Annotated in this window: 14 protein-coding genes; 2 read left to right on the top strand and 12 right to left on the bottom strand. The window is 32.5% G+C overall.

Annotated features, from left to right (window positions below; all coding sequences use genetic code 11):
• Positions 1 to 10 precede the first annotated feature (10 nt).
• The 6 genes from prfA to SR63_RS07675 form a co-directional block, all read right to left on the bottom strand.
• Entirely contained in the window at positions 11 to 1,078 is a 1,068-nt protein-coding gene (prfA, locus tag SR63_RS07700; RefSeq protein WP_002858952.1) for a peptide chain release factor 1, read from the bottom strand.
• A gap of 18 nt (positions 1,079 to 1,096) precedes the next feature.
• Positions 1,097 to 1,360 carry a 30S ribosomal protein S20 gene (rpsT, locus tag SR63_RS07695; protein WP_002856547.1) on the bottom strand — a complete coding sequence of 88 codons (264 nt, stop codon included), beginning with the start codon at positions 1,358 to 1,360 and terminating at the stop codon, positions 1,097 to 1,099.
• A gap of 78 nt (positions 1,361 to 1,438) precedes the next feature.
• Complete coding sequence (locus SR63_RS07690; protein WP_002858951.1) at positions 1,439 to 1,939, bottom strand: phosphatidylglycerophosphatase A; 501 nt, start codon at positions 1,937 to 1,939, stop codon at positions 1,439 to 1,441.
• A 4-nt stretch (positions 1,940 to 1,943) separates the two neighbouring features.
• Positions 1,944 to 3,104 (bottom strand): sulfate adenylyltransferase, encoded by a 1,161-nt coding sequence (locus tag SR63_RS07685; protein ID WP_002866588.1) that lies wholly within the window; start codon positions 3,102 to 3,104, stop codon positions 1,944 to 1,946.
• Positions 3,082 to 3,969, bottom strand: coding sequence for a response regulator (locus tag SR63_RS07680; protein WP_002866587.1), 888 nt, complete (start codon positions 3,967 to 3,969; stop codon positions 3,082 to 3,084). Before SR63_RS07680 ends, SR63_RS07685 begins: the two co-directional genes overlap by 23 nt.
• Entirely contained in the window at positions 3,966 to 5,081 is a 1,116-nt protein-coding gene (locus SR63_RS07675) for a bifunctional 2-C-methyl-D-erythritol 4-phosphate cytidylyltransferase/2-C-methyl-D-erythritol 2,4-cyclodiphosphate synthase (RefSeq protein WP_002877789.1), read from the bottom strand. Before SR63_RS07675 ends, SR63_RS07680 begins: the two co-directional genes overlap by 4 nt.
• Positions 5,082 to 5,203: 122 nt before the next feature.
• Here SR63_RS07675 and SR63_RS07670 point away from each other — a divergent pair, with 122 nt between their 5' ends.
• Together SR63_RS07670 and SR63_RS07665 are read left to right on the top strand one after the other, a co-directional pair.
• Positions 5,204 to 6,310: an Mrp/NBP35 family ATP-binding protein gene (locus tag SR63_RS07670; protein WP_002866584.1), complete on the top strand. Its 1,107-nt coding sequence runs from the start codon at positions 5,204 to 5,206 to the stop codon at positions 6,308 to 6,310.
• 25 nt (positions 6,311 to 6,335) lie between these two features.
• Positions 6,336 to 7,496 carry a tetrahydrodipicolinate N-succinyltransferase N-terminal domain-containing protein gene (locus tag SR63_RS07665; protein WP_002866583.1) on the top strand — a complete coding sequence of 387 codons (1,161 nt, stop codon included), beginning with the start codon at positions 6,336 to 6,338 and terminating at the stop codon, positions 7,494 to 7,496.
• 23 nt (positions 7,497 to 7,519) lie between these two features.
• On the opposite strand, the gene hisIE is transcribed toward SR63_RS07665, so the two are convergent.
• The 6 genes from hisIE to hisD are packed head-to-tail and all read right to left on the bottom strand — an operon-like array spanning position 7,520 to position 12,550.
• Positions 7,520 to 8,143: a bifunctional phosphoribosyl-AMP cyclohydrolase/phosphoribosyl-ATP diphosphatase HisIE gene (gene hisIE, locus SR63_RS07660; RefSeq protein ID WP_002866582.1), complete on the bottom strand. Its 624-nt coding sequence runs from the start codon at positions 8,141 to 8,143 to the stop codon at positions 7,520 to 7,522.
• A 1-nt stretch (position 8,144) separates the two neighbouring features.
• Positions 8,145 to 8,912, bottom strand: a complete 768-nt coding sequence (gene hisF / locus SR63_RS07655) for an imidazole glycerol phosphate synthase subunit HisF (RefSeq protein ID WP_147498418.1) — start codon at positions 8,910 to 8,912, stop codon at positions 8,145 to 8,147.
• Positions 8,894 to 9,628, bottom strand: coding sequence for a 1-(5-phosphoribosyl)-5-[(5-phosphoribosylamino)methylideneamino]imidazole-4-carboxamide isomerase (gene hisA / locus SR63_RS07650; RefSeq protein ID WP_002866580.1), 735 nt, complete (start codon positions 9,626 to 9,628; stop codon positions 8,894 to 8,896). Before hisA ends, hisF begins: the two co-directional genes overlap by 19 nt.
• Positions 9,625 to 10,212 carry an imidazole glycerol phosphate synthase subunit HisH gene (gene hisH / locus SR63_RS07645; RefSeq protein ID WP_002862245.1) on the bottom strand — a complete coding sequence of 196 codons (588 nt, stop codon included), beginning with the start codon at positions 10,210 to 10,212 and terminating at the stop codon, positions 9,625 to 9,627. The genes hisA and hisH overlap by 4 nt, the downstream gene beginning before the upstream one ends.
• Entirely contained in the window at positions 10,209 to 11,267 is a 1,059-nt protein-coding gene (gene hisB / locus SR63_RS07640; RefSeq protein ID WP_002866579.1) for a bifunctional histidinol-phosphatase/imidazoleglycerol-phosphate dehydratase HisB, read from the bottom strand. Before hisB ends, hisH begins: the two co-directional genes overlap by 4 nt.
• A complete protein-coding gene (gene hisD / locus SR63_RS07635) occupies positions 11,264 to 12,550 on the bottom strand; it encodes a histidinol dehydrogenase (RefSeq protein WP_002866578.1) in 1,287 nt (428 codons plus the stop codon). Before hisD ends, hisB begins: the two co-directional genes overlap by 4 nt.
• Positions 12,551 to 12,552 lie beyond the last annotated feature (2 nt).

Below are 12,552 nucleotides of genomic sequence, written 5' to 3'. Positions count from 1 at the left end.
GTATAAAATCTTATAAATTTTGTTCTTGTAAAGCTTGGGCTTGATGATGAGTGATTAAAGGTTCTATGATTTCATCAAAAAGCCCATCTTGCATAATGGCATCTAAGCGATATAAAGTAAGATTTATTCTATGATCGCTGATACGATTTTGTGGAAAATTGTAAGTGCGAATGCGTTCGCTTCTATCTCCGCTTCCTACTTGTGATTTTCTTGCTTCGCTTTCTTTTGCTAGTCTTTCACTCTCTTGCATTTCATAAAGCCTTGCTTTTAGGACTTTCATCGCACTTTCTTTATTTTTGTGTTGGCTTTTTCCATCTTGATTGACTACAACTATACCTGTAGGGATATGAGTGATACGAACAGCTGAATCAGTAGTATTTACACTTTGTCCACCATGTCCAGAAGAACGCATCACATCAACTTTAAGATCGTTTGGATTGATTTCGATTTCTATATCATCAACTTCTGGCATTACTGCCACGGTGATAGCAGAAGTATGCACGCGTCCTTGGGATTCTGTTTGAGGAACTCTTTGAACACGGTGCGTTCCACCTTCATATTTAAGTCTTGAATAAGCCCCTGTTCCTTTAACAAGCATGATGATTTCTTTAAATCCACCTACACTTCCTTCGCTAGAGCTTACAATCTCAAGTTTATAGCCGCGATTTTCAGCATATCTTGCATAAGCTTTTACAAGATCTCCTACAAATAAAGATGCCTCATCGCCACCTGTACCTGCACGAATTTCAAGAAAAATATTTCTTTCATCATTGGGATCTTTAGGAAGAAGTAAAATTTTAATCTCTTCTTCAAGTTTTGGTTTTAATTCTTCTAAAGTTTTTAGTTCTTCTTTTGCAAGTTCCCCAAGTTCTGGATCGTTTAGCAAAGCTTTATTTTCTTCTATATTGTCTAAAGTTTTTAAATACTCTTTAGCTTTTAAAACGATAGGTTCTAAATTTTTTTGTTCTTTAGAGAGTGTAGTCATTTTACTGATATCGTTGAGTATATCAGAACTGCTAAGAAGAGAATTTAACTCTTCAAAGCGTTTTAAAAAAGGATCTAGTTTGCTAGCTAACATTAAAAACTATATAGAAAATTATGCGATTTTATTTACTAAAAGGGCTAAGCGGCTTACACGGCGAGAAGCAGTTTGTTTTTTAATGAAACCGCGACTTACCATAGCATGAATGCTTTTATTAGCTACTTTTAAAGCTTCATTAGCAGCATTTTTATCTCCATTTGCTGCAGCTTCTCTTACGGCTTTAGTTATATTTTTAAGTCTTGTTCTATAGAATCTATTTCTTTCTGTTTTTTTAATAGTTTGTCTTGCTCTTTTTTCAGCAGATTTATGGTTTGCCATTTATATTTTCCTTTTTTGAAATTAAAGACTAAATTATATAAGAATAAAATTTAAAATTTAATTAATTTAAGCAAAATTTCAAAATAAATCTTTTAAATTTATATCCCAAAAAACTAAATTAAATTTAAGTAAAAATCCATAAATTACCGCACTTAAAAGTCCAGCAAACAATCCTGCTAGCATATCATCAAGCATTACACCTAGTCCGCCTTTGACTTTTTTATCTATTTTGCCAATAATAGAAGGTTTTGTAATGTCAAAGAGTCTAAATAAAACAAAAGCCAAAATAAAATTAACTATTGAATTTTCAACACTTGCTGCAATAGCACAAGCAAGAAAAACCCCAGCAACTTCATCGATAACTATGTGTTTGTCATCGTGAATTCCTGTTTTTTTTTCATAATCATCTATAACACGAATACTTGCAACAAAAATTAAAATACTTAGTAAAAACAAAGTATTAATCCCAAGATATTTAAGTATAAAAAAAGCAGGTATTAAAGCAGCGATAGTACCAAAAGTCCCACTTGCCTTTTTTATAGAACCTGAATAAAAAAAAGTTAAAAATAATTTTTGCATTTTGTTACACCATATAAGACATTTGATGAATTTCTAAAAGTTTTTGATAAAATTCTTCATCATTTTTGTATTCTAAAATTCCATCAGTTGGAAAAAGCTCATTATAAATTTTTTGCATATTTTTTAATCTATTTGGAAAAAGAGAAGTTAAAATAACGCTAGATACTTCCTTGCGCATGAAAATTGCTGGAGGAATGATACCCGCTCTTAGTAAATCTTTTAAAGACTGAGAATTATAGTGCAAATGGTGATGACAACCATGAGGGCAAGATCTTGTGCTAACAATCATGCGACATTGATCGCAAAATACAAATTCAGGCAAAACAATCACTTCTATGCCATAATCCTTGGAAAAATCATCAAGTATGGTTTTTGGTTGATTATCATCATAAAACATTCCAAGTCCTGTATGATTTTGTCCTACTACTAGTTTGGTACAACCTAGACTTTTTGCGATAATGCTTTCTAAGCCAGGATTTAAATGAGCGTGAAAAATATTAATATTTTTTAATGGAAAAATGAAAATTCTATCCGGTGGAAGATAGTTTTGAATAAATTTTTTCAAATAAGCTTCTTTAAGTTCGAATTCAAACCCATTTGCATCAAAAGATTCTACAAGAAAAATTACAACTAAATCTGCTTTATCAATAGTCCAACGAAACATTCTTTCATGGGCACGATGCAAAGGATCAAAACTTGAAACTATAGCGGTAATTTTTTGTGCATTAAGATTGTTTTTGATTTGTTGAAAATTTTCTTTTATTTTTTTAATTTGAGAATTGTAAATTTCTATTTTTCCACTTATACAAGTTGTTCCCATATCTTCCAAAGAGCAAGTGTTAGGACTGAAAATATCAGAAAAATTTTTATTATTTTTAAATCGGCTTTTAAAATCTATATGTCCTACTACTTTTTCGTCTAGTATGAGATCGATTCTATCGCCAGATTTTATATCATTTAGTGCTTCTTCAGCATTTTTTGGTGCAAAGCTTAAGGGATAGGGAAAACTTTCTCCTTTAAATTTTCCTGATTTAATGATTTCATTGACTTCTTTTTCATTCATTAAATGAGTGCAAGTACCTAGCAAACCTTCTTTAATAAGTGACAAGATGCCAAATTCATTTTGATCTATGGTAATGTTTTTATTTTTTCTTGCTGATTTCATATTTCTTCCTTTTTTCCCATAAAGATTTACGTGAAATGCCTAATTTTTTTGAAAGATCAGTATCAGGAAATATATTTTGGTAATTTATAATAACATATTTTACATACTCATCTATGGTTAAAATTTCATTGCTATCGATATTTTTTTCATTATCATTTAAATTAATGCAGTTTATTTTTAAATCATCTGTATTTGAATTGGTATGCAAAATAACATTTTTGTTTTGTATAAAATCTAGGAGTTTTTCCTTTTCTGTTGCTTTTAATGCTTGAAAATTACTCAAAAATAAGAGATTGTTTTCTGTGGGAAGTTTCATAACTTTTTCAACTGAATTTGTAGATGTTAAATCAATAAAAGAAAGAGTAATGTCACATTCATTTGCATAATTAAAAACAAAAGCATCAGCACTGCTTTGCTTGTTGGATTTTAATATCAATGGAAGTTTTAATTTTTTATAATTATACTCTGGAATTTTGATTGTTTCTAATCTTGATTTGATGTAGCTTTGATAAGCTTTATTAAGGATTGAAAGTTTTCTAAAATCCTGATAATGCTTTATTTTTCTAATCAGCTCTTCTATCATAAAGGGTTTTTGAATATAATCACTAGCACCTAATTTCAAAGGATTTGAAACTGTATCTGTACTTATATAAGAAATAAGCAAAATAATAATACTATGTTTAAACTGACCTACGGCTTTTAGAAAATTATTAGTATTTGTAGAAAGCAGTACAATATCATAGTATTTTTCACCATTGTATTCATCAAACGAGTTGATAATTTCACAGCTATATCCAGCATCACTTAGTTTAATGCTAATGCTTTGTGCTAGATAAATTTCATTTTCAATAATTAAAACTTTCATAATCTTGTCCAATCAAAATATTTTAAATTTACACTACTAAGCACCGCCATACCTTCTTTTCTTCCAATAAAACCCAATTTTTCCGTTGTTGTGGCTTTAACATTGATTCTAAATTCATCTAAATCTAAAGTATGAGCTATATTGCTTTGCATAGCTTGTTTAAAGTCTTTAAGTTTAGGGCTTTGTGCCATGACGCAAATGTCTATATTAATGAGTTCAAAACCTACTTCTCTGACTTTATCATAAGCCTGTTTTAAAAGCTCCATGGAGTTGGCATTTTTAAATTTCATATCAGTATCAGGATAAAGCTCTCCTATATCTCCAAGTCCTGCAGCACCTAAAATCGCATCGGTTAAAGAGTGAGCTAAAACATCTCCATCGCTGTGTGCTTTAAGCCCCATAGTAGGATGAATTTGCACTCCTGCTAAAAGCAAAGGGCGATTCTCTCCAAATTCATGCACATCAAAACCATTGCCAGTAAAAATTTCAAAGCTAGGTGTAGGCAAATCAAGCTTTTTAAGATCTTCTTTAAAGGTTAGTTTTCTTGCATTTTCTTCACCTTCAACAAACCAAATTTTTCCACCCATTGCAGCTATAGCTGTGCTATCATCTGTAAATTCTAGGTTTTGATCCAAGGCTTTTTTAAGCAATTTGGTTTTAGAAATTTGCGGGGTTTGAATGAGTTTGATTTTTTCTCTTTGCAAGGCTTCATTGTCAAAAAGTGTTGTATCTGCAACTTTTAAAGCAGGGGTAATACAATCTGCTTTATCTAAATTTTCAATCAAACGATCAAACAAATTTTTACTCACCAATACCCTTGCTACATCACTTACCATAACAAATTCGCTATCTATGAGCTCTAAGGCTTTTTTTAAGGATTCTGCTCTGGTATCACCACCTTCTATGAATTCATAGTTTTTAGTAAATTTTTTCATATAAGTGATATTACTAGAGGTAACAACTATTTTTTTAAAAGGATAAAAAGAGCTTAAATTTTTTGTTGCATAAAGCCAAAGAGGGTCATTTCCAAGTCGTAAAAATTGTTTTTTTACCTTTGTGTTAAAACGAGTAGAATTTCCAGCTGCTAACATAATGAGGCTAATTTCACTCATTTTTTCATTCCTCTTTTTAATATTGTTGGTTTTTATAATGTTACCATATTATACACTTATAAAAAGCTAAATTTTATCATTTTATTAGTAAAATTGATTTTTTTAAAAGACAAGGAAAAAACATGAAAGAACAAATTTTAGAGAAGCTAAAAACTGTAAAATATCCTGGTTTTGAAAAGGATATAGTGAGTTTTAACTTTGTAAAAGATATTAAAATTCAAGATGATGGTGTATTTATTGATATAGAAATCGTTTCAGCAAATCCTGAAGTAGCTAATGAAATTCGTAAAAATGCCACTGAAGCTTTATCGAGTTTGGCTTTAAAAAATATTGAACTTAATATCATTACTCCAAAAATTCCTGAAGAAAAAAGCAATTCAAGAAGTGGAAAAAATATCGCTCCACAAGTAAAAAATTTTATCATGGTTTCAAGTGGAAAAGGTGGTGTGGGCAAATCTACAACTACAGTAAATTTAGCAATTTCCATGGCTAAAATGGGAAAAAGAGTAGGGATTTTAGATGCAGATATTTATGGGCCAAATATTCCAAGAATGCTAGGCGAAACCAAAACTCAGCCTGAAGTAGTAGGGCAGAGATTAAAGCCTATTTTAACTCATGGTGTTTATATGATGAGTATGGGGGTTTTGATCGAAGAGGGTCAAGGTCTTATGTGGCGTGGAGCTATGATTATGAAAGCAATCGAGCAGCTTTTAGCTGATGTGATTTGGCCTGAACTTGATGTATTGTTTTTGGATATGCCTCCAGGAACAGGCGATGCGCAAATTACTTCTGCACAAAGTATTCCTATTACTGCAGGAGTTTGTGTAAGTACACCTCAAACCGTATCTTTAGACGATAGTAAAAGAGCTTTAGATATGTTTAATAAACTTCACATTCCTATAGCGGGTGTGATTGAAAATATGAGTGGATTTTTATGTCCTGATAATGGTAAAGAGTATGATATTTTTGGCAAAGGAACGGCTGAGGATATGGCAAAAGCCTATAAAAGTGAAGTTTTAGCACAAATTCCTATAGAAATGATAGTAAGAGAAGGTGGAGATGAAGGCAAGCCTGTGAGTTTTTATCACCCTGAAAGTGTGAGTTCAAAGCGTTATTTAACAGCAGCTGAAAAAATTTGGGGCTTTATAGAAAAGATTAACAATGAAGGCGGTGCGGATAATTCTGCTATACAACCTGTGATGAATGGAAAAAGTGCGTGTTCGCATTAAAAATTAAGTGGATAAGGAAAAGAAAATGATTAATACCAAAGAAGATTTTTTACTTTTAATCAAACAAATTGAGCAAAAAAGTGGCTATAAAAAACCTAAAGCTTTTGGTATAGCAAGGCTTGATAGAGGACAGTTAAATAAAAATAAAATCTTACAAGCAAGTTTTGCTTTGATTAATTATGAGCAAAATTTTGGCTCAGCGGCAATCATGCTTGAAGCTTTTATGCAAAGGGGTGTGGAGATTGATTTTAATGCGAGTGAGTTTGTGCAAACTTTAAAATTAGAAGATATTGATTTTGCGCTTTCTTGTTTTAAACCTTTTTTAGAAGAAGAAGGGCATCAAAATATTGATTTATTAAAGATTATCAAAGATAAATTTAAAGACGATGAGTTTGCTTTTGTTTGTCTTTTTGAAGATAAAGAACCTTTAAGTGTAGAAAGTGTTTATCTAAAACTTTATTTGCTTTCTACTAAAAAAGTACCTTTAAGAAGTATCAATCTAAATGGAGCTTTTGGACTTTTAAGCAATGTAGCTTGGAGCGATGATAAACCTATCGAGCTTGAGTATTTAAGAGCAAATGAAATGCGTTTAAAAATGAGCAATCAATATCCAAAAATCGATTTTGTTGATAAATTTCCAAGATTTTTAGCGCATATTATCCCTGAGGATAATACAAGAATTTTAGAAAGTTCCAAAGTAAGAATGGGTGCATCTTTAGCAGCAGGAACAACCATCATGCCAGGGGCAAGTTATGTGAATTTTAATGCAGGTACAACAGGAGCTTGTATGGTTGAAGGGCGTATTAGTTCGAGTGCTATAGTAGGAGAAGGTTCTGATGTAGGTGGCGGAGCTTCGATTTTAGGTGTTTTAAGTGGAACAAGTGGCAATGCTATAAGCGTAGGTAAGGCTTGTCTTTTAGGGGCTAATTCAGTGACAGGAATTCCTTTAGGGGATAATTGTATAGTTGATGCAGGTATTGCAGTGCTAGAAGGAACGAAATTTTTACTCAAAGATGCTGAGGAGCTTGCTAAACTTAATCCTTATTTTAATTTTGATAAAGAAATTTACAAAGGCTTAGAGCTTAAAGGTTTAAATGGGCTACATTTCCGTCAAGATTCTATAAGCGGTGCTATGATAGTAGCTTTAAATAAAAAAGCAGTCAAACTTAACGAAGCCTTGCATTGATATAAATTTATTTACATAAAGCTTTAAGCTTTATGTCTTTCTTTCAACTTTGAAATCACATCTGAGAAACTAAGATTTGCATCTGCAAGTAAAACACTTAAATGATACATTAAATCCGCTGCTTCACAAATAAGCTCTTCTTTATCTTTTACTGTCGCTGCTAAAGCTGTTTCTACGCCTTCTTCACCAACTTTTTGTGCGATGCGTTTTGTGCCACTTTTGAAAAGTTTTGCTGTATAAGAAGTATTTTCATCGGCATTTTTGCGTGCATTAATAAGCTTTTCAAGTCTGGCTAGAAAAACAAAATCCGCATTTTTAGAAATTTTTTCAAAACAAGAAATATCGCCCGTATGACAAGTAGATCCTACAGGATTTGCTAAAATTAAAAGCGTGTCATTATCACAATCTAAGCTTAAATCTACGATATTTAAGAAATTTCCACTTTCTTCACCCTTCATCCAAAGACGCTGTTTTGTGCGTGAAAAAAAGACTACTTTGCCACTTTCTAAGCTTTTTTCTAAGGCTTCATTATTCATGAAGCCTAGCATTAAAACTTCACAAGTTTTTGCATCTTGGATGATGACAGGTAAAAGATGATCCACTTTTTGCCAAGCAATTTTTTCATTAAGTTCTTTGAAATTTTGCATATTATATCCTTATACTTAAACCTTGATTTTTAAGATAAATTTTTAATTCTTTAATGTCTATAAGTTTTTGATGAAAAACAGAAGCAGCTAAAGCCCCATCTATACCTAGTTTAAAAGCTTCTAAAAAATGCTCCATTTTTCCCGCTCCCCCACTTGCGATCAAAGGTACTTTACAAATTTTATATACAGCTTTTAATTGTTCTAAATCACAGCCATTTTTAACACCATCTTGATTCATCATATTTAAAACAATTTCGCCTGCACCTAGATCTTGCACTTCTTTAACCCATTCTAAAGTGCTTTTTCCACTATGCTTGCTTGTTTTTTCATCGCCTGTGTATTGAAATACTTTTAAATTTCCATTTTCATCTTTGAAGCTATCAATCCCTACTACTACGCATTGCACGCCAAAGCTTTTAGCAAGGCGTGTGATTAGGCTTGGATCATTTAAAGCAGGAGAATTGATAGAAATTTTATCTGCCCCATTAGCCAAAAGTTCAGCTGCATCTTCTTCGCTTTTAATACCCCCTGCAACACAAAAAGGAATATTGATATTTTTTGCTACTTCACTTACCCATTCTCTTGATATGCGTTCTTTTCTAGCACTTGCAGCAATATCATAAAAAACAAGCTCATCAATACCATTTTGAGAATAATACCTAGCAAGCTCTATGATATCTCCCATATCTTTATGGTTTTTAAATTGTGTTCCTTTTACTACTCTGCCATCTTTGACATCTAAACATGCAATTATGCGTTTTGTAAGCATCTTATTCCTTCTTCTACGCTAAAAACTCCGTCTAATAAAGCTTTTCCTACGATAACCCCACTACAAATTCCTTTTAAGTTTTCAAGGTCTTTTAAGCTCGCTACTCCACCACTTGCCTGAATGCAAATATTAGGAAAAATTTCATGGATAAGTTTGTAAAGTCTTACATTTACTCCTTGCATGGTGCCATCTTTTGAAATATCTGTGCAAAGTATGTGTTTTAAGCCTTTATTGCTATAAAAATCTAAAACTTCCATAAGCTTTTTATCGCTTGCTTCTTGCCAAGCATTTACAGCCACAACATAATCTTCTTTTAAAATCGTATCTAAGGCTAAAACTATAGCTTCGCTACCAAATTCTTTTAAAATTTCAAGACATAAAGTCGCATCTTTAATCGCCATAGATCCTATAACTACTCTTTTTACTCCACAATCAAGCAAAGCTTTAACTTCTTCTTTAGAGCGTATGCCTCCGCCTACTTGCAAATTGACATTGACTTCTTTGGCTAATTTTTCTATCAAAGCAAGTTGTCTTTTGCTAGGATCTTTTGCACCTGTAAGATCTACAAGATGAAGTTCTTTCGCTCCTGCTTTTTCGTATTCTTTGAATTTTTCCAAGGGATTGTATTTATATACTTTTTTTTGTTCATAATCCCCTTTTACAAGACGCACCACTTCGCCATCTATAAGATCGAGTGCGGGTATGATTTGAGTCATCCTATATCCTTAATAAAATTTGAAATTAAAATTTCCCCCGCTTCACTGCTTCTTTCAGGGTGAAATTGCACCCCGTAAAAATTATCTTTCATTACGCTTGCGCTAAATTTTTGCGAATACTCACAATCTGCTATAGTATATTCTCCAAGTCCTACACAATAACTATGCACAAAATAAAAATAAGCCCCTTCTAAGCCTTTAAACAAAGCATGAGAGCTATGAACTTGATTCCATCCCATATGTGGAAAAGTAAAGCCTTCTTTAGCTTTAAATTTTTGGGTTGTAAAATCTATAAGTTTTAAGGTTTCTTGATTTAATTCTTCAGAAAAATTTCCTAAAATTTGCATACCTAAACAAATACCAAGTAAAGGTTTTTTGGTATTTTTAATAAAATCAATAAGATTAAATTGTTCTAAATTTTTCATCGCTTCTTTTGCGGTACCCACTCCAGGTAAAAAAAGCTTATCCGCACTTTCAAGCTCTTTTAAATCCCTACTGATAGTTGCATTAAAACCTAATCTATCCAGACAAAATTTCAAAGATGCCAAATTCGCACAGGCTGTATCGATGATGATGATTTTCATATCACTCCTTTAGAGCTGGCTAAATTTTCACTTTCTATTTTTACTGCCATTTTCAAAGCTTTTGCAAAGGCTTTGAAAAGCCCTTCAGCTTTATGATGATCATTTTTGCCTTTAACTTTTAAATGCAAACTCACGCCCATAGCATAGCTTAAAGAATAAAAAAAGTGCTCGATCATTTCTGTGCTTAAAGCTCCTAAATGAGATTTTTTAAATTTGGCTTTATAGACTAAATGAGGGCGATTGCAAAAATCCATCGCACAACTTGCCAAACACTCATCCATAGGTAAAGCAAAACCATATCTTGCAATGCCGATTTTATCCCCTAAGGCTTTTTTGATGCAAGCTCCAAGTGCTAAGGCTACATCTTCAACGCTATGATGCTCATCGATTTCTAAATCCCCTTTGCAAGAAATTTCAAGCCCTATACCTCCATGTACAGCGATTTGCTCTAACATGTGATCAAAAAAATCAATACCTGTTTTAATGCTAACCTTGCCCCCATTTAAGCACACTTTTACTTTTATATCTGTTTCTTTGGTAGTTCTTTGATAACTCGCACTTCTAAAAGAACTTAAAATTTCATTTTCTATTTCTTTCCAAGAAAGTTCGCCGTATCTTAAACCACGCACACCTAAATTTGAAGCTAAGATCATATCGCTCTCACGATCTCCTATAACAAAACTTTGCTCCTTGTCATAAAGTTCGTGTTTGATATACTCTTCTAACATAGCGGTTTTAGGTTTTCTACAAGCACAATTTTCATTTTCAAAATGCGGACAAATAAAAATATCTTGAAATTCTATACCGCAACTTTTTAAAATATCAAGCATTTTTTCATGAGCAATTTCAAAATTTTCCTTTGGAAAACTCGGCGTTCCAAGACCATCTTGATTGCTTACCATGATAAATTTAAATCCAAAATTTTTTAGTTTTAAAAGAGTAGGAATAGCATCTTTTTCAAAACGCAATTTTTCAAGAGTATCGATTTGAAAATCGCTTTTTGGTTCCTCTATTAAAGTGCCATCTCTATCTATAAAAAGGATTTTTTGACTCATTTTAAGCTCTCTAAACGAAAAGTTACAGCGTTTTTGTGTGCGTCTAAATGCTCATTTTGTGCCAAAATTTCAACACTTTTACCTAAAGCTAAAAAGCCTTCTTTGCTTAGCTCTTGAACGGTCATTCTTTTACTAAAATCTGCCAAACCTAAACTAGAATGCGTTTTAGTAAGTCCATAAGTAGGTAAAACATGATTAGTCCCACTTGCATAATCACCCATAGACTCTGGAGAATAAGCTCCTAAAAATACTGATCCTGCGTGTTTTACACCTTTTAAAAGTTCTCGTGGATTTTGAGTTTGTATGATTAAATGTTCAGGGGCATAGAGATTTGAAATTTCTAAGGCTTGATTTAAATCTTTAGCTATGATAATGCGTGAATTCGCAATACTTTTGCTTGCAAGTTCTTTGCGAGGTAAAAGTTCTAATTGACTTTGGACTTCATCACTTGCTTTTTTAGCAAAATCTTGACTTAAACACACCAAAATCACTTGAGAATCTGCACCATGTTCAGCTTGTGAAAGCAAATCACTAGCTACAAATTTTTCATTAGCCAAATCATCAGCTATTACTAAAACTTCACTAGGTCCTGCTTGCATATCAATAGTCGCTCCGTTTATATCGCTACTTACTTGACGTTTTGCTTCGGTTACAAAGGCATTTCCTGGGCCAAAAATTTTATCCACCTTTAAAACACTTTGTGTACCATAAGCCAAAGCTGCTATAGCTCCTGCACCACCCATTTGATAAATTTCATCCACGCCGCAAAGTTTAGCACAAAAAAGCACGGCATCATTGATTTTTGCAGGACTTGCTAAAACGATTTTTTCACAACCTGCAATTTTTGCAGGGATAGCTAACATTAAAACCGTTGAAAACAAAGGTGCTAAACCCCCTGGTATGTAAAGTCCTACTTTTTCTATAGGGCGTGTTAAAACCTCACATTTAACGCCTTTTGTAGTTTCAAGAGCGATTTCATGTGGGATTTGGGCTTCGTGGAATTTTTTGATATTTTCATAAGCTACTAAAATAGCATCTTGTAAATCTTTATCCAAACGATTGCTTACTTGAGTAATTTCTTCTTGAGTGATTTTAATATTAGAAATTTCAGCCTTATCAAATTTTAAAGCTTGTTCTATCAAAGCTTCATCGCCTTTTTCTTGCACTTCTTTAACGATGGAGCTTACTATTTTTGAAATTTCATCCTTCGCGCTTATAGCAGGGCGTTTTAACGCCTCTTCTTTTTGTTTTTCATCTAAATTATCATATACTAAAATTTGCATTT

Origin of the sequence: Campylobacter sp. 2014D-0259 (assembly GCF_008000505.1) — a bacterium.
Classification (GTDB): domain Bacteria; phylum Campylobacterota; class Campylobacteria; order Campylobacterales; family Campylobacteraceae; genus Campylobacter_D; species Campylobacter_D jejuni.
Note: the sequence above shows the minus strand (reverse complement) of the source record. Positions and strands in the feature narration are given on the sequence as shown.

Coding starts and splice junctions, on each gene's coding strand:
- prfA (WP_002858952.1), bottom strand. CDS start 1,078: ATGTTAGCTAGCAAACTAGATCCTTTTTTAAAACGCTTTGAAGAGTTA.
- rpsT (WP_002856547.1), bottom strand. CDS start 1,360: ATGGCAAACCATAAATCTGCTGAAAAAAGAGCAAGACAAACTATTAAA.
- SR63_RS07690 (WP_002858951.1), bottom strand. CDS start 1,939: ATGCAAAAATTATTTTTAACTTTTTTTTATTCAGGTTCTATAAAAAAG.
- SR63_RS07685 (WP_002866588.1), bottom strand. CDS start 3,104: ATGAAATCAGCAAGAAAAAATAAAAACATTACCATAGATCAAAATGAA.
- SR63_RS07680 (WP_002866587.1), bottom strand. CDS start 3,969: ATGAAAGTTTTAATTATTGAAAATGAAATTTATCTAGCACAAAGCATT.
- SR63_RS07675 (WP_002877789.1), bottom strand. CDS start 5,081: ATGAGTGAAATTAGCCTCATTATGTTAGCAGCTGGAAATTCTACTCGT.
- SR63_RS07670 (WP_002866584.1), top strand. CDS start 5,204: ATGAAAGAACAAATTTTAGAGAAGCTAAAAACTGTAAAATATCCTGGT.
- SR63_RS07665 (WP_002866583.1), top strand. CDS start 6,336: ATGATTAATACCAAAGAAGATTTTTTACTTTTAATCAAACAAATTGAG.
- hisIE (WP_002866582.1), bottom strand. CDS start 8,143: ATGCAAAATTTCAAAGAACTTAATGAAAAAATTGCTTGGCAAAAAGTG.
- hisF (WP_147498418.1), bottom strand. CDS start 8,912: ATGCTTACAAAACGCATAATTGCATGTTTAGATGTCAAAGATGGCAGA.
- hisA (WP_002866580.1), bottom strand. CDS start 9,628: ATGACTCAAATCATACCCGCACTCGATCTTATAGATGGCGAAGTGGTG.
- hisH (WP_002862245.1), bottom strand. CDS start 10,212: ATGAAAATCATCATCATCGATACAGCCTGTGCGAATTTGGCATCTTTG.
- hisB (WP_002866579.1), bottom strand. CDS start 11,267: ATGAGTCAAAAAATCCTTTTTATAGATAGAGATGGCACTTTAATAGAG.
- hisD (WP_002866578.1), bottom strand. CDS start 12,550: ATGCAAATTTTAGTATATGATAATTTAGATGAAAAACAAAAAGAAGAG.